At 31.3% G+C, this 20,664-nt stretch carries 23 protein-coding genes; 15 read left to right on the top strand and 8 right to left on the bottom strand.

Annotation, left to right across the window (positions count from 1 at the left end; translation table 11 throughout):
* The first annotated feature begins 1 nt into the window (after position 1).
* The 4 genes from BWZ22_RS14535 to hisIE all read left to right on the top strand — a co-directional run bounded on the left by BWZ22_RS14535 (position 2) and on the right by hisIE (position 2,636).
* Positions 2-361, top strand: a complete 360-nt coding sequence (locus tag BWZ22_RS14535; RefSeq protein WP_083692381.1) for a four helix bundle protein — start codon at positions 2-4, stop codon at positions 359-361.
* 36 nt (positions 362-397) lie between these two features.
* Positions 398-1,141 (top strand): 1-(5-phosphoribosyl)-5-[(5-phosphoribosylamino)methylideneamino]imidazole-4-carboxamide isomerase, encoded by a 744-nt coding sequence (hisA, locus tag BWZ22_RS14530; protein WP_076701273.1) that lies wholly within the window; start codon positions 398-400, stop codon positions 1,139-1,141.
* Positions 1,142-1,203: 62 nt separating this feature from the next.
* Entirely contained in the window at positions 1,204-1,959 is a 756-nt protein-coding gene (hisF, locus tag BWZ22_RS14525) for an imidazole glycerol phosphate synthase subunit HisF (RefSeq protein WP_076701270.1), read from the top strand.
* An 83-nt stretch (positions 1,960-2,042) separates the two neighbouring features.
* The gene (gene hisIE / locus BWZ22_RS14520) at positions 2,043-2,636 is read left to right on the top strand and encodes a bifunctional phosphoribosyl-AMP cyclohydrolase/phosphoribosyl-ATP diphosphatase HisIE (protein WP_232225188.1); all 594 of its coding nucleotides are present in this window, start codon (positions 2,043-2,045) and stop codon (positions 2,634-2,636) included.
* A gap of 17 nt (positions 2,637-2,653) precedes the next feature.
* Here the strand turns inward: hisIE and BWZ22_RS14515 are convergent, their stop codons facing one another.
* The gene (locus BWZ22_RS14515) at positions 2,654-3,073 is read right to left on the bottom strand and encodes a hypothetical protein (RefSeq protein WP_076701268.1); all 420 of its coding nucleotides are present in this window, start codon (positions 3,071-3,073) and stop codon (positions 2,654-2,656) included.
* A gap of 98 nt (positions 3,074-3,171) precedes the next feature.
* Between BWZ22_RS14515 and BWZ22_RS14510 the strand changes: the two genes are divergently transcribed.
* Positions 3,172-3,948, top strand: a complete 777-nt coding sequence (locus BWZ22_RS14510) for a hypothetical protein (RefSeq protein WP_076701265.1) — start codon at positions 3,172-3,174, stop codon at positions 3,946-3,948.
* Positions 3,949-3,990: 42 nt separating this feature from the next.
* Entirely contained in the window at positions 3,991-4,674 is a 684-nt protein-coding gene (locus BWZ22_RS14505) for a DUF2461 domain-containing protein (protein ID WP_076701262.1), read from the top strand.
* Here BWZ22_RS14505 and BWZ22_RS14500 read toward each other — a convergent pair.
* A complete protein-coding gene (locus BWZ22_RS14500) occupies positions 4,671-5,087 on the bottom strand; it encodes a glyoxalase (RefSeq protein WP_076701259.1) in 417 nt (138 codons plus the stop codon). The two genes, BWZ22_RS14505 and BWZ22_RS14500, sit on opposite strands and share 4 nt — an antisense overlap.
* A 141-nt stretch (positions 5,088-5,228) precedes the next feature.
* On the opposite strand from BWZ22_RS14500, the gene BWZ22_RS14495 reads away from it, so the two are divergent.
* The 6 genes from BWZ22_RS14495 (at position 5,229) to leuB (ending at position 11,457) form a co-directional block, all read left to right on the top strand.
* Positions 5,229-6,116, top strand: coding sequence for a DUF72 domain-containing protein (locus tag BWZ22_RS14495; RefSeq protein ID WP_076701257.1), 888 nt, complete (start codon positions 5,229-5,231; stop codon positions 6,114-6,116).
* A 22-nt stretch (positions 6,117-6,138) separates the two neighbouring features.
* A complete protein-coding gene (locus BWZ22_RS14490; RefSeq protein ID WP_076701254.1) occupies positions 6,139-6,525 on the top strand; it encodes an acyl-CoA thioesterase in 387 nt (128 codons plus the stop codon).
* Between the two features lie 222 nt (positions 6,526-6,747).
* Positions 6,748-8,160: a 3-isopropylmalate dehydratase large subunit gene (gene leuC, locus BWZ22_RS14485; protein WP_076701253.1), complete on the top strand. Its 1,413-nt coding sequence runs from the start codon at positions 6,748-6,750 to the stop codon at positions 8,158-8,160.
* An 89-nt stretch (positions 8,161-8,249) separates the two neighbouring features.
* Positions 8,250-8,849, top strand: a complete 600-nt coding sequence (gene leuD, locus BWZ22_RS14480) for a 3-isopropylmalate dehydratase small subunit (protein ID WP_076701251.1) — start codon at positions 8,250-8,252, stop codon at positions 8,847-8,849.
* Between the two features lie 31 nt (positions 8,850-8,880).
* The gene (locus BWZ22_RS14475; protein ID WP_076701250.1) at positions 8,881-10,398 is read left to right on the top strand and encodes an alpha-isopropylmalate synthase regulatory domain-containing protein; all 1,518 of its coding nucleotides are present in this window, start codon (positions 8,881-8,883) and stop codon (positions 10,396-10,398) included.
* A gap of 3 nt (positions 10,399-10,401) precedes the next feature.
* The gene (leuB, locus tag BWZ22_RS14470) at positions 10,402-11,457 is read left to right on the top strand and encodes a 3-isopropylmalate dehydrogenase (RefSeq protein WP_076701248.1); all 1,056 of its coding nucleotides are present in this window, start codon (positions 10,402-10,404) and stop codon (positions 11,455-11,457) included.
* 91 nt (positions 11,458-11,548) lie between these two features.
* Here the strand turns inward: leuB and BWZ22_RS14465 are convergent, their stop codons facing one another.
* From BWZ22_RS14465 to BWZ22_RS14455, 3 genes are all read right to left on the bottom strand, one after another.
* Positions 11,549-12,295: a hypothetical protein gene (locus BWZ22_RS14465; RefSeq protein WP_076701247.1), complete on the bottom strand. Its 747-nt coding sequence runs from the start codon at positions 12,293-12,295 to the stop codon at positions 11,549-11,551.
* Positions 12,296-12,359: 64 nt separating this feature from the next.
* Entirely contained in the window at positions 12,360-13,607 is a 1,248-nt protein-coding gene (locus BWZ22_RS14460) for a mechanosensitive ion channel family protein (RefSeq protein WP_076701245.1), read from the bottom strand.
* Between the two features lies 1 nt (position 13,608).
* Complete coding sequence (locus BWZ22_RS14455; protein WP_076701244.1) at positions 13,609-13,899, bottom strand: DUF3817 domain-containing protein; 291 nt, start codon at positions 13,897-13,899, stop codon at positions 13,609-13,611.
* Between the two features lie 239 nt (positions 13,900-14,138).
* On the opposite strand from BWZ22_RS14455, the gene BWZ22_RS14450 reads away from it, so the two are divergent.
* The 3 genes from BWZ22_RS14450 (at position 14,139) to BWZ22_RS14440 (ending at position 17,316) form a co-directional block, all read left to right on the top strand.
* Positions 14,139-16,247 carry a translation factor GTPase family protein gene (locus BWZ22_RS14450; RefSeq protein ID WP_076701242.1) on the top strand — a complete coding sequence of 703 codons (2,109 nt, stop codon included), beginning with the start codon at positions 14,139-14,141 and terminating at the stop codon, positions 16,245-16,247.
* Between the two features lie 17 nt (positions 16,248-16,264).
* A complete protein-coding gene (locus BWZ22_RS14445; protein WP_076701241.1) occupies positions 16,265-16,645 on the top strand; it encodes a hypothetical protein in 381 nt (126 codons plus the stop codon).
* 128 nt (positions 16,646-16,773) lie between these two features.
* On the top strand, positions 16,774-17,316 hold the full coding sequence (locus BWZ22_RS14440) for a DUF4251 domain-containing protein (protein ID WP_076701239.1): 543 nt from the start codon (positions 16,774-16,776) through the stop codon (positions 17,314-17,316).
* Between the two features lie 17 nt (positions 17,317-17,333).
* Here BWZ22_RS14440 and BWZ22_RS14435 read toward each other — a convergent pair whose 3' ends face one another.
* The 3 genes from BWZ22_RS14435 to BWZ22_RS14425 all read right to left on the bottom strand — a co-directional run bounded on the left by BWZ22_RS14435 (position 17,334) and on the right by BWZ22_RS14425 (position 20,398).
* Positions 17,334-17,954 carry a YqaA family protein gene (locus BWZ22_RS14435; protein WP_076701236.1) on the bottom strand — a complete coding sequence of 207 codons (621 nt, stop codon included), beginning with the start codon at positions 17,952-17,954 and terminating at the stop codon, positions 17,334-17,336.
* Between the two features lie 475 nt (positions 17,955-18,429).
* Positions 18,430-19,068 (bottom strand): RloB family protein, encoded by a 639-nt coding sequence (locus BWZ22_RS14430; RefSeq protein WP_076701234.1) that lies wholly within the window; start codon positions 19,066-19,068, stop codon positions 18,430-18,432.
* On the bottom strand, positions 19,055-20,398 hold the full coding sequence (locus BWZ22_RS14425) for an ATP/GTP-binding protein (protein WP_076701231.1): 1,344 nt from the start codon (positions 20,396-20,398) through the stop codon (positions 19,055-19,057). Before BWZ22_RS14425 ends, BWZ22_RS14430 begins: the two co-directional genes overlap by 14 nt.
* Positions 20,399-20,664: the final 266 nt, after the last annotated feature.

Here is a 20,664-nt window from a genome sequence, read left to right as displayed (position 1 = left end):
AATGAAGAATGAACTTATACAACGCACAAAACAATTTGCTTTAGGTTGTTGGCATTTTTGCTTTAAAGTTCCAAAATCTAGAGAATATAATGCCTTTGTTAATCAATTAATTAGAAGTTCAAGTTCTGTAGGAGCCAATTATCGTGCTTCTCAAAGAGCAAAATCTACAGCAGATTTTATTAATAAGCTTAAAATTGTTGAAGAGGAATGCGATGAAAGTGTATATTGGTTAGAAATATTTGAGGAGATTTTTCCTGAACAAATTCAGGAGATTTCCATTTTAAAAAAGGAAGGAAAAGAATTATTAGCAATCATAGTAGCATCAATTAATACAGCAAAGCGAAACCAGAAACGGAACTAACTTTTAATATTTTATATTTAACTTTTAACATTATTTATGAGAATAATACCAGCCATAGACATCATTGAAGGAAAGTGTGTTCGCTTGTCTAAAGGAGATTATAACACCAAAAAAATTTATAATGAAAATCCGTTAGAAGTCGCTAAAATGTTTGAAGACACGGGTATTAAATATTTACACCTTGTAGATTTAGATGGTGCCAAGGCAAAACATATAGTAAATTATAAGGTATTGGAAACGATTGCTTCTAAAACCAATCTTAAAATTGATTTTGGGGGCGGATTAAAAACCAATGAAGATTTACATATAGCCTTTAATTCTGGAGCTCGCCAAATTACTGGTGGTAGTATTGCGGTTAAAGACCAAGAGACTTTTACAGGTTGGATAAATAAATACGGAAGTGAAAAAATAATCTTAGGTGCTGATAGTAACGAAGGCAAAATAGCTATTAGCGGTTGGTTAGAAGACAGTGCAGAAGAGGTTATTCCATTTATTAAAGCTTATCAAAAAAAGAGCATTAGTTATGTTATTTGTACTGATATTGCTAAAGATGGTATGTTAGAAGGTCCATCCTTCAATTTGTATAAAAAGATTTTAGCAGAATGCAGCAATACTAGTAGTCGTCAGTCAATAAAATTAATAGCCTCTGGAGGTATTTCAAAATTTGAGGAACTTCCAAAACTAGCTGAAATAGGCTGTGAAGGTGTTATTATAGGAAAAGCTATTTACGAGAATAAAATAAGTTTAAAACAATTAGAAAATTATATAGTTCATAGTTGATAGTTGTTTGTTGTTAGTCTTGTAAAACGAACAACAACCAATCAACATCTAACAACCAAAATATGCTTACAAAAAGAATTATACCTTGTTTAGATATAAAAAACGGACGCACCGTTAAAGGCGTTAATTTTGTTGATTTACGAGATGCGGGAGACCCTGTAGAATTGGCAAAACAGTATGCAGATTACGGTGCAGATGAATTGGTGTTTTTAGATATAACAGCTACATTAGAAGCCCGAGCTACAACATTAGAAATGGTGTTACATGTTGCAGAACAAGTTAATATTCCATTTACAGTTGGTGGCGGCATATCATCTGTAGAGCATGTAGATGCTTTATTGAAAAATGGAGCCGATAAAGTATCTATTAATTCTTCGGCAGTTAAACGCCCAGAGTTAGTGAATGAGTTAGCCGATAAATTTGGAAGTCAGTGTGTTGTAGTTGCTATAGATGCTAAAGAAGTAGATGGTAACTGGAAAGTCCATTTGGCAGGAGGCACCATTCCAACAGATATAGATTTATTTGAATGGGCAAAAGAGGTAGAAGAACGAGGGGCAGGTGAAATACTATTCACTTCTATGAATCATGATGGCACCAAAAACGGATTTGCAAACAAGGCATTAGCTAAATTATCAGATATGTTAAACATTCCTATTATTGCCTCTGGTGGCGCAGGTAATGTGCAACATTTTATAGATACTTTTACCATAGGAAAATCAGATGCAGCATTGGCTGCTAGTGTGTTTCACTTTAATGAAATTCCTATTCCTGAATTAAAAAAAGAGTTAAAAAATAATAATATTGAAGTACGATTATGAGTTATTACGAGGATGTATGACGAAGTAATCTGTTTAATAGATTGCCACATCGCTATGCGATTTGCAATGACAATAAAATTAAAATGGAAATAAAATACGATAAAAACGGATTAGTACCAGCAATTATTCAAGATGCAACAACAAAAAATGTGTTGATGTTGGGGTATATGAACGAAGAAGCTTACCAAAAAACTATAGAAACTAAAAAGGTTACTTTTTTTAGTAGAAGTAAACAACGTTTATGGACTAAAGGTGAAGAAAGTGGTAATTTTTTAAACTTAGTTGAAATTAAAAATGATTGTGATAATGATACCTTGTTAGTTCAAGTGCATCCTGCGGGACCAACTTGCCATAAAGGAACAGGTAATTGTTGGGGAGAAGAAAACACTCCAAACTACGGCTTCTTTTCAACTTTAGAAGATGTGATTGCAGAGCGTATTGCTAATAAAGACACTGCCAAATCATATGTAGCAAGTTTGTTTTCTAAAGGTATTAATAAAATAGCGCAAAAAGTAGGAGAGGAGGCTGTAGAAACGGTTATTGAAGCTATGGATAATAACGATGAATTATTTATTTATGAATCGGCAGATTTATTCTTCCACTATTTAATGCTACTCCAAGCCAAAGGTTTTACTTTAAAAGATATTGAAAAAGAGTTAAAAGGAAGACATAAATAGTCTTCCTTTTAATTAATTTAAGACAACCATCCTTTTGCTTCAGATTTTCTAGCAAACCAAACAAATAAAAAGGCCAATAGAATAATCATTATGGTCATTTCTATGCTTGAAGCATAACTATTTATCAAAATATATCCCATTTGAATTATTACGGCAATTAATGAAAGAATCCATAATTTTACAGACCAAGATTTTCTTAGTAGTAAACCAATAGAAGCCAATGCACCAGCAAACACAGCTATTGCAAAAGTAGCGGTAACCCAAATAGGCATGTTAGCCGCTATTTCAAGTTGTTCTTCGGTGTACATGGCTCTGTAACTCTCGGTATCATAAGCTTGTTGTAAATAAGCGTTTACACCCATACCATTCCAAATAAGTGCAATCACACTTATAATCCAAAACCAAAAAGGGGGCTTAATTGTTGTAGAATTAGACATAATATTTAGTTATTATAGTTAGTAAAAGAGAATACAATGTATAAATTTTTTGTCACAATTAGTAAATAAACTAATTTCCGCAACGGAATAAAACCCTTATGAAAAAATATTTTTACGTAATAAATATTCAGTATTTAGGTTATCGGTTTCATGGTTGGCAAAAACAACCCAATGTAAAAACCTTACACTTGATGGTAGACAGAACTTTAAACTTTATTTTAGAAGGGAAATACTTTAAAAGTTTAATTTCAGGTAGAACAGATGCCATGGTATCTGCTGAAAATACTGCTTTTGAATTATTTTTAAAAGAACCATTAGAAGACAAAAACAGTTTTTTAGAATTATTTAATTATAACTTACCTCAAGATATTAGAGCTTTAAGCATAAGAGAAGTAGATAAAGATTTTAATATCATTAACCATTCAAAAGTTAAAGAATATTTATATCTCTTTACTTACGGTGAAAAGTGTCATCCGTTTTGTGCACCTATAATGACCACCATTTTAGATGATTTAAATATAGAAATAATGAAACAGGGCGCTAAACTGTTTGAAGGCGAAAATTATTTATGGTCTTATTGCTATAAACCTACAGAAAACGGTGTTTATACCAGAGAAATTATTCAGTGCGAATTAATAGAAAACAATATATACACAGCCAATTATTTTCCTGATAAATCTTATATACTTAGAGTAAAAGGTAAAGGGTTTATGCGTAACCAAATTAGATTAATGATGGGAACTTTAATAGATTTAGGAAAAGGTAAACTAACCCTTCAAGATATTAAAAATAGCTTAGTTCCAAATAGTAAAATAAAAATGGATTACATAGCACCTGCATCTGGATTAATTCTTAATAGCATTGAATTTGAATAACTTAATGTTTTTGTAATTTATAAATTCATAATTAAAAAATATATGAGCGTAACCCTTCCAAAATCGGTGTTTACTTTTTTAACCAAACTAGAAAAAAATAATAATAGAGATTGGTTTAACGAAAACAAAACGCAGTTTAAAACCATTCAAACTGAAGTAAAACAGTTTTATAATGAAGTTTTTGAAAATTTAAATGCACATGATGATATAGATAAACTGAAAATTTTTAGAATTTATAGAGATGTTCGCTTTTCAAAAAATAAATTACCCTACAAAACTCACTTTGGTGGTTCCTTCCACAGAACTAAACCAAAGTTAAGAGGTGGTTACTATTTGCATATTCAACCTAACAATCAGAGTTTTATTGCTACCGGATTTTGGGAGCCCGCAAAAGAAGATTTATTACGAATTAGAAAAGAGTTTGAAATGGATGATTCTGAAATTAGAGACATTCTAGCTAATAAAAAATTTAATAGTGTTTGGGGAAATACTTTTGTTGGCGATGAAGTAAAAACCGCTCCAAAAGGCTTTAGTAAAGAACATAAAGCCATAGATTTAATTAAGAAAAAACAATATATTTTTACTAAAAAATATACCGACAAAGAGGTTTTAGATACAGACTTTATAAAAGAAGTCAATGCTTCTTTTATAGCCATTCGCCCATTTTTTGACTATATGAGTGATGTGCTTACTACCGATTTAAACGGTGTATCTCTAATAGACTAAACAGCTTCTAAAAACTCTGGTTTTTCAAATAATTGAATGTTACTAAGTAGCCGTTCTTTTACAATATTCATCATGCGCTTATTTAAGGCTGAAGAGTTTTGTATGTAAAGCAAATATTCTTCAACTGTAAAAAGTCCTATTACCATGCCTTTCATAGAATTACGAAGTTTCATGTCTTTTTGAATAGCATTTTCAATATAAAGTATGCGTTTTTCTAAAGATAAATCATAAAAAACAGCTTTGTGTTTCGTAATGTAATTTTTAAAAACTTCAATAAGTAAATCGTTTTGAAATTTAATAATTGGTCTTAAAACTAAATTCTGAAAACGTTCATCTTTACTCATGTTATCGTTAATAGTAGCTTTAGAAATTTCTGGTCGAACATTTTTAAGGTTAAATTGTCTGGAGTCCATATTGTAAGATTTTCACTAAAAATAATTATTACAAAAGCTTATTTGAACATTGTAATTTATTATTATCAACTAGGTTATTAACATTTGGGGTTTTCTATCTTTACCCAATAAAGATAAATTCACTAGTAATTTTAATAAATAATGAAGTTTGGAAGTGTAAATAACCCTCAAGATATAGACTTTACATTACCACCAGATCACCCAGAAACTATACGGGTTTTAAACAAGGCTAAAAGCAATAATAGTAGCCTTAAAGTTTATGTAGGGTGCGCTAAATGGAATAAAGCAGATTTAAAAGGCTTTTACCCAAGAGGTACTAAAGATGAATTAGGGTATTATTCTAAACAATTTAATTCTATTGAACTAAACGCTACTTTTTACAGAATTTTTCCAGCAGAACAATTTGCTAAATGGTATGATAAAACACCTGAAAATTTCAAGTTTTTTCCAAAATTAAACCAAGAAATTAGTCATTGGAAACGTTTAAATAACACCAAAGAAGTAGTTGAACATTATTTGTATAATGCTTCTAATTTAAAAGAAAAACTAGGAACTGTTTTTTTACAAATGCATAACAATTTTGCGCCTAAAGATTTTGATAGGGTAGTAACTTTTGTTGAAAATTGGCCTAAAGAAGTTCCTTTAGCAATAGAATTTAGGCATACAAACTGGTATAATGATGAAACCATTTCTAAAGAATTATATGAACTTTTAGAAACTAATAGTATTTCTAATATTATTGTAGATACAGCAGGTAGAAGAGATTTAATGCATATGCGCTTAACTAATCCAACCGCTTTTGTACGTTATGTAGGTGCTAATCATGATACAGATTACACCCGTTTAGATGATTGGGTAGAACGCTTAAAATTATGGCAAGAACAAGGTATTAAGGAGATAAACTTTTTTATACATCAAAACATAGAAAAAGAATCTCCGCTTTTATCTGCTTATTTTATAAAAAAACTCAATGCTGCTTTAGGGTGTTCACTTAAAATACCAAATGAAGATAACCAAGAATTATTTTAAATTATAAAACATAAATAAATATATGAAATTTCACACTAGAAAATGGGTAAAACCAGAAGATTTAAATGCTAACGGGACCTTATTTGGAGGACGCTTATTAGAATGGATAGATGAAGAAGCTGCACTATATACCATCGTTCAACTTGAAAACCAAAAAGTAGTAACCAAATACATGAGTGAAATAGATTTTAAGGCTTCTGCAAAACAAGGCGATATTGTTGAAATTGGAATAAAAGTGGTTAAATTTGGAAAAGCCTCACTAGTACTAAGTAGTGAAGTTAGAAATAAAATGACGCACGAAACCATTATTACAATTTCAAATATAGTTATGGTTAATTTAGGTCCTGATGGTAAGGCTAAACCACATGGAAAAACTAAAGTAGAGTATGTGGCTGATAGGCTGTATTAATTTGCAAAAATAAAAGCCTTCAAAATTCATAACCATATTTACAGTTCTATTAAAAAATTATTGATTATTTCTAATTCCATTAGTAATTTTATAAAAATATGTAACTGTAAGACTTAAATTTTGTTATATACAGAATAAACACAGAGTTTTTTCTAAATTTGTCATCCTTTTGGCATATTTATACTTAGCCGAAGTACATTTTAAAAATTTAATAAAAATTATATGAGCAAGACATTATTTGACAAGGTATGGGATTCTCATGTGGTCAGAAAAATAGAAGACGGACCAGATGTGTTTTTTATAGACCGTCATTTTATTCATGAAGTTACAAGTCCTGTCGCATTTGTAGGGTTAAAAAGTAGAGGAATTGGTGTAATGTATCCTGAAAAAACATTTGCAACAGCAGATCATAATACACCAACGTGGAACCAACATTTACCAGTTGCAGATCCTTTATCTGCTAACCAATTAGAAGCATTAGCTACTAATGCTGCTAAATACGGTATTTCTCACTGGGGCTTAGGGCACAGAAACAATGGTATTGTACACATTGTTGGACCAGAAAATGGTATAACACTTCCTGGTTCTACAATTGTTTGTGGTGATTCTCACACCTCTACACATGGTGCTTTTGGTGCTATTGCCTTTGGTATTGGTACTTCAGAAGTAGAAATGGTACTATCTACACAGTGTATCATGCAACCAAAACCAAAGAAAATGCGTATTAACGTAAATGGTAAATTAGGCTTTGGAGTAACTCCTAAAGATGTAGCATTATATATCATTTCAAAACAAACCACATCAGGAGCTACAGGATATTTTGTAGAATACGCTGGTGATGTTTTTGAAGATATGACTATGGAGGGGCGTATGACCGTTTGTAACCTTTCTATTGAAATGGGTGCTCGTGGTGGTATGATTGCTCCAGATGAAAAAACGTTTGAATACATAAAAGGAAGAAAACATACACCCAAAGGAGCAGATTGGGATAAAGCCATGGAATATTGGCAAACCTTATATACTGAAGAAGGTGCAGAATTTGATGCTGAGTTTACTTATGATGCTGCCGATATAGAACCAATGATTACTTATGGTACTAACCCAGGAATGGGAATGGGCGTAACACAATCTATACCAAAAGCAGAAGATGTTGAAGGTGGTGTAGAAACCTATAAAAAATCTCTTGGTTATATGAAATTTAACGAAGGAGATGATATGATTGGAAAAAAAGTTGATTATGTTTTCTTAGGATCTTGTACTAATGGACGTATTGAAGATTTTAGAGCCTTTTGTTCAATTATTAAAGGCCGTAAAAAAGCAGATAATATCACGGCATGGTTAGTTCCTGGTTCTCATAAAGTTGTAGATCAAATTAAAGAAGAAGGTCTAGATAAAATTTTAGAAGAAGCTGGATTTGTACTTAGAGAACCTGGTTGTTCTGCTTGTTTAGCAATGAACGATGATAAAGTACCTGCTGGTAAATTAGCCGTTTCTACATCTAACCGTAATTTTGAAGGCCGTCAAGGTCCTGGTTCAAGAACCTTATTAGCATCACCATTAGTAGCAGCAGCAACCGCTATTGAAGGTGTTGTTACAGACCCAAGAACAATATTAGAAGATAGCAGTGTGCAGTAAATAATTTGCAGTACAATAGCTTTATAAAATTACATTTTAAAATAATAATACTGCCTACTGAATACTGGCAGACTGAATATTAAAATATTATGGCTTACGATAAATTTGAAGTTTTAACAAGTACAGCTTATCCATTACCAATTGAAAATGTAGATACAGATCAAATCATTCCTGCACGTTTCTTAAAAGCTACAGAACGTAAAGGTTTTGGTGATAATTTTTTCCGTGATTGGAGATATGATTCAGAAGGAAATCCTATTGCAGATTTCCCTTTAAATGACCCTAAATATGCAGGTTCTAAAATATTAGTAGGAGGTAAGAACTTTGGTTCTGGGTCTTCTAGAGAACATGCTGCTTGGTCTGTATATGATTTTGGATTACGTTGTGTAATCTCTTCATTCTTTGCAGATATTTTCAGAAATAACTGTTTAAATATTGGTGTACTACCTGTACAAGTATCACCAGAATTTGCTCAAAAATTGTTTGATGCTATTGAAGCAGACCCAAAAACAGAAATAAAAGTAGATTTACCTAACCAAACGGTTATATTATTAGCTACAGGAGAATCTGAATCTTTTGATATAAACGGCTATAAAAAGAGCAATATGCTTAATGGTTTTGATGATATAGATTATTTACAAAACATGAAAGAAGAAATTGCATCGTTTGGAGAAACCAGACCTTTTTAAATCTAAATTCAATAATTTCATTCATTTTTAAATGAAGAAAATAGAAATAATGGACACGACACTACGCGATGGTGAACAAACCTCGAGTGTGTCGTTTTCTGCTTCTGAGAAACTTACTATTGCAAAACTTTTATTAGAAGAATTAAAAGTAGACCGCATAGAAATTGCTTCTGCCAGAGTTTCTGAAGGTGAATTTCAAGCAGTAAAAGCTATAACTTCTTGGGCTAGAGAACATGGGTATTTAAACAATGTTGAAGTGTTATCTTTTGTAGATAAAGGCACTTCAATTGATTGGATGGTAAAAGCAGGAGCAAGGGTTCAAAATTTGCTCACTAAAGGTTCATTAAATCATTTAACTCATCAGCTTAAAAAAACTCCTAATCAGCATTTTAAAGAAATTGAAGCTTCTGTTCTACTAGCCTCAGAACAGGGTATAGCAACCAATGTGTATTTAGAAGATTGGAGTAATGGTATGCGTAATTCTAAAGACTACGTTTTTGAGTTTTTAGAGTTTATATCAACGCAACCCGTTAAGCGCATTATGTTACCAGATACCCTTGGTGTATTAACCCCAAACGAATCTTACGATTTCATTTCAGAAATAAAAGAAAAGTATCCTAATTTACATTTTGATTTTCATGCTCATAATGATTATGATCTAGGAGTTTCTAACACCATAGAGGCTTTAAAAGCTGGTGCAGATGGCCTTCATTTAACGGTAAATGGTATGGGAGAGCGTGCAGGAAATGCTCCTATGGCAAGTACTATAGCTGTTATTAATGACTTTATGCCAGACATTAAAATTGGTGTTAATGAAAAAGTACTATATACAGTTAGTAAGTTAGTAGAAACGTTTTCTGGTATTATGATTCCTGCAAATAAACCGGTTGTTGGTGCTAATGTATTTACACAAACAGCAGGTATTCATGCCGATGGAGACAATAAAAAGAACCTATATTTTAGCGAGTTACTCCCAGAACGTTTTGGAAGAACCAGAAAATATGCCTTGGGTAAAGCATCAGGTAAAGCTAATATTCAAAAAAACTTGCAAGAACTTGGGCTTCAATTAAATGAAGAAGACCTTAAAAAGGTTACCCAACGCATAATTGAACTTGGTGATAGAAAACAAGTAGTTACCAAAGAAGATTTGCCATATATCATCTCAGATGTTTTAGATAGTGGGGCTTATGAAGAAAAGATAAAAATTAATTCATACGTATTAACGCACTCAAAAGGTTTAAAACCTTCAACCACAGTAGCGCTTACTATTGATGGTGAATCATTTGAAGAAAATGCACAAGGCGATGGACAGTTTGATGCTTTTATGAATGCAGTAAGATCTATTTTTAAGAAGAAAAAACTAGTGCTTCCAGATTTAATAGATTATGCTGTTAGAATCCCTCCAGGAAGTAGATCTGATGCTTTGTGTGAAACCATTATTACTTGGAAAAATAAAGAAACAGAATTTAAAACACGTGGTTTAGATTCCGATCAAACAGTATCGGCAATTAAAGCTACAGAAAAAATGTTGAATATAATTAATAACTAAATTATGAAATTAAATATTGCGCTTTTAGCTGGAGACGGAATAGGGCCAGAAGTTATAGATCAAGCGGTAAAAGTAAGTGATGCTATTGCTGAAAAATACGGACATGAAATTACTTGGAAACCAGCATTAACTGGAGCTGCGGCTATTGATGCTGTAGGAGATCCATACCCTGATGAAACTCATGAAATTTGTGCTGCTTCAGATGCGGTTTTATTTGGAGCTATTGGGCATCCAAAATTTGATAACGATCCATCGGCTCCTGTACGTCCAGAACAAGGTTTATTAAAAATGCGTAAAAAATTAGGCTTGTTTGCTAATGTGCGCCCAACCTTTGTGTTTCCTTCATTATTAGATAAATCGCCTTTAAAAAAGGAACGTATTGAGGGAACTGATTTAGTGTTTTTCCGTGAATTAACTTCAGGAGTTTACTTTGGTGAAAAAGGAAGAAAAGATGATGGTAATACAGCATATGATACCAACCTGTACACCAAAGAAGAAGTAACGCGTTTAGCTAAAAAAGGATTTGAAGCTGCAATGCAACGCTCAAAAAAATTATGTTGTGTTGATAAAGCCAACGTTATGGAAACATCGCGTTTATGGAGAGAAACTGTGCAAGGCATGGAAAAAGATTACCCAGAAGTAGAGGTATCTTATGAGTTTGTTGATGCTGTTGCAATGCGTTTGGTACAATGGCCAAAAGATTACGATGTATTAATTACTGAAAACTTATTTGGTGATGTATTAACAGATGAAGCTTCTGTGATTTCTGGTTCTATGGGCTTAATGCCATCAGCGTCGTTAGGTACTAGTATTTCATTATTTGAGCCAATTCACGGATCATATCCGCAAGCAGCAGGTAAAAATATAGCGAACCCAATGGCAACTGTTTTATCGGCAGCTATGATGTTTGAAAACTTTAACTTAATGGAAGAAGGTAAAGCTATTAGAGATGCTGTAAACAAAGCTTTAGCTGAAGGTATAGTAACTGAAGATTTAGCAGATGGTGGTAAAGCTTATGGTACTAAAGAAGTAGGAGACTGGTTAGCTGCTAATATATAAACCATCTAGTTAAAAGATTAAAAAAAAGACCTGTTAAATTATTTAATAGGTCTTTTTTATGCTCATAAATTAACATTAAAATAAAACATGTTTATTTTACTCTGTAAGCTTTAATTAAGTTGTTAATTTTAACATCTAAATTAGTTTTAACATCATGATAACTTGCTACGTTTATAGGGTATTTACTTAAAAAATCAGGATATACCATATACATAACTTCAGTATTTATATTTTGAATAACTTCAAAAACGTTCTTTAAAAGAAAATCATCTGTCGTTAATTCTTGTTCTTTCGCTAGGTCTACAGGAACTAAATCACCTTGCATATAACCTTTAACAGCTTTTGTTACGTAATAGCTTCCTTTATGTTTAAAGTTGCCTAAAATAATTGTTTCTGGCTTAAATAAATTTCGTCTTATTTTTAATTTATTTTCTTTTTTAGTAACAACCTTACTAGGTATGCGCTCGTATTTTTTTGCAGATTTTAAAATACGGTTAGCTGTAGCTAGCCTATTATTTACATCGGCTATATTAATGACTTTATTAATTTCAGCCGATGATTTTCCAGACTTTCTTAGCTGAGCAATTTTTAAACTGTCATTTTGTGCTTTTTTATAAAAGGCTAATGTTTTTTTATAGTAGTCTGTTAAACGTTTTTTAGCAGGAATTGTAATGGTATAAGAGTCTTTATCATTTAAAATTTCGTAAGCATAAGGAGAGCTACCTTCTTTTTCTGCAATTAGAGTACTAAATTCTTTATGAAATACAAAATCTATATTTTGAGCTTCGGTATAAAAACCTCCTAATAATAAGATAATGGTAAACTTAAAAAACTTCATATGAATTAGTAACAGTAAATAAAATGATTTTTTTTTAAATTTTCAAAAAAAATACAGAATTATCTTATTGCTTTGAAAAGGATAAGCTACTTGGTAGTTCAAAAATTTCTAAATCGAAATACGGAACAGCAGCCATCACATGATCAAAAATATCGGCCATTATGTATTCATAATTAACCCATCGTTTATCACTGCTAAATGCATAAATTTCAATAGGTAAACCTTGTGTTGTTGGCGCTAATTGACGCACCATAATGGTCATATCTTTATTAATAGCAGAGTGGTTTTCAATGTACTCTTGTACATACTTTCTAAAAACACCTATATTGGTTAAATTTCGGCCGTTTAACAACAGACTTTTATCTATATTATTTTCAGTATTAAAAGCTTCAATATCTTTTTCTTTTTTGCTTAAATAGGCTTCAATTGTTTGAATGCGTTTTAATTTAGCAATATCTTCAGAAGATAAATACTTAACACTTTCAATCTTTATATTTATAGCACGTTTTATGCGTCGGCCACCAGAATTCGTCATTCCACGCCAGTTTTTAAAGGATTCTGATATTAAAGCGTATGTAGGAATTGTGGTAATGGTTTTATCCCAATTTTGAACTTTTACAGTGGCTAAAGTAATTTCTATCACATCTCCATCGGCACCAAACTTTTCAAAGGTTACCCAATCGCCAATGCGCACCATATCATTTATAGACACTTGTATGCTGGCAACAAAACCTAAAATAGTGTCTTTAAAAACTAAAATTATTACAGCAGAAACAGCTCCAAGACCTGTTAAGAATTTTAAAAAAGGAATCCCTGTAATAATGGCTATAGCAGACATAATACCACCTAACCAAGCAAAAATCATAAATACCTGAATGTAACTAGCAATAGGCTTATCTTTTAAACTTGGTAAGGTTTGTAAAAAATCTTTAATAGTGTGTAATAAACTTCTAACTATCCAAAGCGTTAAAACAATAGCAAATACTTGCAAGCCTTTTTCTACCACCGTTTCAAAATCTGGGAAATCATAAAATACAATGGGAACAAACTCTAAAGCTAGCAGTAATGGTATAATATGGGCTACATTTCTTGGTACTTTATTTGTAACCAATAAATCATCAAAATTAGATTTTGAAGCTTTTGCAAATTGGGTAAACATTTGCAGTAAAATCTTTCTTATTAAAAAGTCAACTAAAAATACAAGAATTATAGCTGCCAAAAACAAGACCGCCATGTTTAAATACTTAGCGGTGTTTTCGGCTATACCATTGGCTAAAAAATAATCGTAAAGTAAATGTTTTACAGAATCCATATTAGTTACTTGTTTTCAAATATTTCTTTTCAATAAAAAAAGTTCCAAACGGAATAATAGAAGCTAAAAGTACACCTCTAAATTGTTTATTGTTCCAATTGAATTCAGGTTTTAGCATAAAAGCTAAAACAACGTATAAAATAAATAAAATTCCGTGGGGCATTCCTAACAATTTAACATACTGTGGGTCATGTGCTAAGTACTTTATTGGTGTAGCAATAAACAGTAATAGAATATAAGATACTCCTTCTAGAAAAGCCACTATTTTAAAAATATTATTTAATGAAAACATAAATTGAAATTTTTAGCAAAAATAAGGTAGTCTAAGCAAATTACAGGCTTAGTAACTACAATTTTGTAATAACTTTAAGAACTTAGCTAAATTTCATTCTACTAACACCTAACTAGCTGATATTAATCATATTTTTTTACAAATATTGAAGTTAGCTTTATATCATCTATAAAATCTGTAAGAGTTTCTTAAACAGAACGTATAGGTTAATTACCAATTTAAATTAAACCATAAGACGTATGAAAGTATTTGATGATAAGCACATTAAAAATGTAGTTTTTGTGGGTGCACACAATAGTGGCAAAACTACGTTAGCTGAGACTATGCTTTTTGAAGCAGGACTAATTAATAGACGTGGCACTATTGAAGATCAAAATACCGTATCTGACTATCATGACATTGAACACCAGCGGCAGGCATCGGTGTTTGCAACACCCTTGCATACAGAGTGGCGTAATTACAAAATTAATATTATTGACACTCCCGGGTTAGATGATTTTATTGGTGAAATTATTTCATCTATCAGAATGGGAGACACCATAGCCACCGTTATTAACGGAAGAAATGGCGTAGAGGTTGGCACTGAAATTATCTGGAATTACATAGATAAATACAACAAGCCAACCTTATTTATTATAAACCAAATAGATCATCCAGATTGTAATGTTGATGATGCCTTTAACAGTATTAAAACGTTGGTAGGTAATAATGCGGTTCAAATTCAATATCCTATTAAAATTGATGGTGCATTATGCATTATAGATGTACTAAAAATGAAATGCTACAAATTTGGATCAGAAGGAGGGAAGCCCGAAAAAATTCCTATTCCAGATAGCGAAAAAGAAAAAGTTAACCACTTACACAATGAACTTGTTGAAAAAGCGGCAGAAAATGATGAAGAACTTATGGAGCTTTATTTTGATAAAGGCACACTTAACGAAGATGAAATGCGCCAAGGTATAAAAGCTGGTATGCTTAACCACGATTTGTTTCCTGTTTTTTGTATATCGGCATTACAAGACATGGGTAGTGGTCGCCTTATGGGATTTATAGATAATGTAGCCCCTGCAGCAGCCGATTTAAAACCCGTGCAAAGTTTAGAAGGTGAGGAGGTGGTTCCTAAAAAAGAATCGCCAACATCACTGTTTGTTTTTAAAACATTACACCAACCTAATTTAGGACAAATTACATTCTTTAAAGTAAAATCTGGTGAGGTAAATATTAATGATAAGTTTACCAACTCCAGAACCAACGAAACCGAGATTATCAACCAACTTTTTATAATGGACGGTAAAAAAAGAGAGCCTGTAAATAGACTTACAGTTGGTGATATTGGTGCTACACTAAAACTTAAAGACACAGAAACAAACGACACTTTATACAGCGGTAACAAGCCTATTACCATTAAACCAATTCAATATCCAGACCCTCGAATTAACAAATCGGTATCTGCAGAAAATAAAGCAGATGAAGAAAAATTAAGTGAAGCATTAAAACGTATTCATGAGCAAGATCCAACGGTGGTAATAACGTATTCAAAAGAATCTAAAGAACAATTGTTAGGTTGCCAAGGCGAATTACACTTAGCTATAATAGATTGGACATTAAAAAACAATTACAATATTAAAGCCAATTACAGCAAACCAAAAATTAAGTACAGAGAAACCATACAGCGCTCTTCTACTGCAAATTACAGGCATAAAAAACAATCTGGTGGCTCTGGACAATTTGCACAGGTACACCTTAAAATAGAACCTTGGTATGAAGGTATGCCAGAGCCCGAAGGTTTTAATATAAGAGGTAAAGAAGAGGTAGATTTACCCTGGGGAGGTAAACTGGTATTTTACAATTGTATTGTAGGCGGGGTTATTGATGCGCGCTATATTCCATCTATTATGAAAGGCGTTTTAGAAGTTATGGAAGAAGGTCCGCTAACGGGTTCCTTTATTAGAGATGTTCGTGTTATGGTTTACGATGGCAAAATGCACTCGGTAGACTCTAACGATATTTCCTTTAAAATAGCCGGAGCACACGCTTTTAAAGAAGCATTTTTAAATGCAAATCCTAAGTTATTAGAACCTACAAACGAGCTCACCGTAAAAGTTCCTGAAGATATGGTAGGGAATGTGATGACCGATTTACAAAGTAGGCGCTCTATTATTCAGGGCTTTGATAACCTAGATAATTACCAAATACTTAAATGTACCATTCCTGCAGCAGAATTATTTGGATATTCAACAGATTTGCGCTCTTTAACTCAAGGAAAAGCAACATTTAGCTCTAAATTTTCATCCTACCAACCAGTACCTAGTAACATTCAAAAACAACTAGCAAAAGAAGAAGTATAATTTAACGCATAGAAATCATGATAACGAAAGCAAATTATTTAAGCGACCTAAAATTTAATTTAGAAACTTGGAAAAGAGAATTGCGTTTTCATTTTAATGAAATGGACACGTTTCAAGAAAAATTAGAAGAAATAGCAAAACGTGAATTTGGTAAAAGAGCCACCGTTCCTTTAGAAAATTTTCAAAATAGAATTATGATTGAAAAAGATGCTATTTCTAAATTAAAACACCGCATTAGAAATAAAATGGCTAATATTAATAAGACAGATTATAATGAAAATATAGATGGTAAACTTCAAAATGAACAGCATACTCTTAAAGAAGATATGCGTACATACATTAGAATGCATTACGATTTAAAAGAAGAGATGATGGACTATTTTAGAGAATGGTTATAAAAATACCACATTACCCACTAAACTATCCGAAAAGGCTGAAATATTAATTTGTTTCGGCTTTTTCATGTTTTTAACACTTTTAAAGCATTATTTTAATTAATTTTAAAGAACGCACTAAATAAAATAATATGGGAACTAGAATTTTTATAATGCTATTATTTATAGTTTCAATAACAAGTTGCAAATCAGGCAAAATGCCTACGGCCGAAGAGCTAGAAAAGCTAAATACCATAGCAGAAATGGATACTCTAACTATTGAATTTGATTCTGCTTATCCTCTAAGTGCTTCAATAATCAATAATAGTAGTGTTTTGTTACCACAAGACAGTAGAGGAGGAACTATTAATTTAATTGGTAACTACAATCATTTTAAAATATTAGGAGATAGTTTATCTATTAGTTTACCTTATTTTGGTGAAAGACAAATGGGAGGCGGCTATAATTTAGATGATGCTGGTATAAAGTTTGAAGGGAAACCTTTGGTTTCTAAGCAGTCCTTTGATTCAAAAAAGTATAAACAAACGTATTATTTTGAAGTTAAAAAAGGTTCAGAAACATTTCAGATAAACCTTAGTGTTTTTTCAAATTTAAATACAGATTTAAGGGTTACAAGCACGCATAGATCTGCTATTTCATACAGAGGTAATGTGTTACTAAACAAAAAAGAATAAGACTTTAAAACACTTATTTATAGCACGTTAAAAATAACTAAACCATAAATAACAAAGCGTAACAACCGTAAAGAGCCAAACATAACAACACCTCTAAATTTAAAATCTATTATACCTGCTGCAATACAAGAAATTGAAAAGGGTAAGGGTAGTAGAGCACCAGCTACAATTAATAAACCACCCCATTTTTTAGAGTTTTTTAGTTGCTTTTGCATTTTATACTGCAAATAATTATGCACTCTAGGAATTCTGGTGATAGATTTCCCAATAAAATAAGACAATAATCCACCAAAATAAGATAAAAAAGCCAAAGACATTAAGTAAAGCCACGGACGATTTAATTTAGAAGCCCAAGCTATAAAGAGTTCTGGCGGTATTAAACCCATAAAAGTTTCTGAAACAAAAAAGAAAATTAAAACCCCGTAAATAGGCAATGTTTCGGTAAGCCTAACCAAAGCTTCATTAATATTAAAAAATGAATTTAATACGTAAACACCAACAACAATTAGAATAATATATGGTAAAGCCTTTAAAATACTTTTACCAACAAAGCTGTAAAAACCAGTATAACTGTAATACTGATGCAGCAATCGCAAACGCGACTTTGAAGATTTTGTTCTTTCTTTTGATGGTTTCATAATAGGTTTTAAGGCGAATGCAAATATACCGCCAAATTTTAGTAATAAAAAACCATACTCATTTATTTAAAAGTAATTTAACAAGTTATACGGTAGAATAGTTGTTTTAAAAACTTCTATTTTACATAATATAAATTATAGTACATTTATAGCAAATTAACTAATTGCAGATATAATAACACGCTAGTGTTTTATATCGATAGCAATTATGTGAAAGTTAATTTGCGGCATGTATTGCCAATTGTAACAAATTGCCATTACCAAACGGACGATTGTTTTAAAAAATCAAATTGCTTTGGCAATTTATTTTTACTCACAAATTCGTAGCATTAAACCTTGCGAATAATTATCCAATACAGATATCGAAGTATTTTAGCAAAGAACGAGGACCGAACTCGTGATATAGTTTCCCGTATTACAGATTTTCAGTATAAGTCCTTACCACTCGACCATATTTATTTTAAATATTTTAAAATTATACTAGTTTAATAATTCCATTGTCAACTTTTAAAAGACCTACAATCTCTTCTCCTAATTTGTATACTTTGGTAACTCCAATATCTGGAAAATATCCAGCCTCATTTTGGTCTATATTCTTTGCGTTTACTGTTGCAGTTCCAATATTTGGTGCATAATCCTCTAATTTATAGCCCCCCTTTACTTGAGTATTTAATAGTTGTTTCATTTGAGCAGAACTATTTGGATTTACTTTGATATCACTTTTATGATAAAAGAGCCAAACTTCGAAACATTGATTACTTATAGCTATATACCAATTAGAAGTTTGTTGAGTTAATTGAAAAAGAGAATCAATACTTGTTCTATCCCATCTATCCACATCTAAAACAAACCATAATTGATCCTCATATTTTTCATCCCAACCATTTTCATCTATATACTCTGAAGCTCTATCTTTAAGATGATTTGGAGCAGATTCACCTTGATTTTCACCAACAGGAGCAATAGTTTCAATAATTAACTTTTGAGATTGTTTATCAAAATAACTAAAATATTCAGATTCTCTTTCTCCTTCACAAATTATAATAAATTTTCTAGCATCTCTAAAGGGCTCTCCCTTCTTATAGCTTCTATTTGGTCCTTTAATTGGTGGCATATTCTGTCCAATTTAAATCATCAAAATTTGCAAGTATTGGTATTCCTCCAAACCTTCCATCCAAATACCCTTTTCTAATATTCAAATCTGGCCTAATTTTTTTATACTCAGCTAAAGTTTTGAATTCAGTATTCCCTTTTTGTCTGTTTTTTTCTGCAAACCAAATTTCATCTGGTCTTAAAATATTTAAATCTAAAAGATTAGATTCATGAGTCGTGAATATCAATTGGCCATTAATGTTTTTTTCTTTTGATAATTTTGATAAAAATTCTTTAAGTAAATATGGATGAATACTTCTACCTATTTCATCAATTATATAAATACTATTCTCAAAATCTTTTGCAACTAAGTTATATAGCATAGACATAAATTCTATTAACCTTTTTGTTCCATCTGATTCTTCAAAAAATGAGAACAAATTATCCTCACCAAAACCAACATGCTCAACATATAGTCTTTTTATTATAGGTTTATCTTCTTTAAGAGTGGCAATCATATCTATTGCTAAAGGAATATCTTCATCGTCATTGTTCTCTAAATCTTTCGTTAATTTACTAACAATATCTTTATCATCTTCTCCGAAATAATCTTTTAAACTAAACTCTTTTATGTGCAATTTTTTTATGCCAGTATCAAAACTGCGCAACATATCAGTAGTGAATTCCATAAAAGATGGTTCATTTATTAGATTAGAAACTAGGTATTTAGGCTTTGATGTAGGAAAAATAATTTGAAGTCGTAAAATCCACCTGACAACTTTCTCTATTTCGATGGATAAATCTCCCAAATCAACATCTCCAATTAAATTAAGAAACAATTGATTAGCTTCTACCTTTTCTTCATAATGCTCCTTTAAAATTTGATATTTCTTTAATTTTAGAAATTTTTTATTAATATTTATAAGGCTATTACCCTCTTTATTTACTTCTCTATCAAAGATTAGAATATCCTTCTTTCCCATTCCTGAAAAATATAAGTATTCAGTTTTCACCTTGTCTTTTAGAACTTCAAATCCATAAATGTAAACACTTTCCTGAGCAACAAACTCAATTTCAAAATTAGAAGTTTTTTTTTCATTTCCTTTAAATGCAGATAAACCTAATTTTGATAAATCATCACTAATAATGGCGTCTCTAATGTAAACTAGTGCCTCAATTAAGTTTGATTTTCCAGTTGCATTGGCTCCATAAACTGCACATATCTTTAATATGTCTAAATCTTTATGTTTAAAGACGTGATTATCAAATCTTCTATAATCACCAATAAAAGAATTGAATTCAGTTATTTCGTTAAAAGATAGATAATTAGAAACATTGAATCGAAGTAACATTGTATCGTGTTTATCGTTGTTAATTTGTATAAAAGTATGTAAAAATATATAAAACACCTATTCTGTAACGATATTTTCGTTTTTAATTAACATTTTACACACATTCTACTACTATCTTATTTGTCGTTACTTTATCGAAGAAAACTTTTAAAAGAAAAATCAGGAAATGAAACTTTCGTTTTTAACCACAGTATAGTACATTTATATCAAGTTAACGAATTACAAGCTAGTGTTTTTATATGTCATTAACGGTTCATTAAGCTATA

This window comes from Seonamhaeicola sp. S2-3, assembly GCF_001971785.1.
Lineage (GTDB): Bacteria > Bacteroidota > Bacteroidia > Flavobacteriales > Flavobacteriaceae > Seonamhaeicola.
This window is presented reverse-complemented; position numbering and strand designations above follow the sequence as displayed.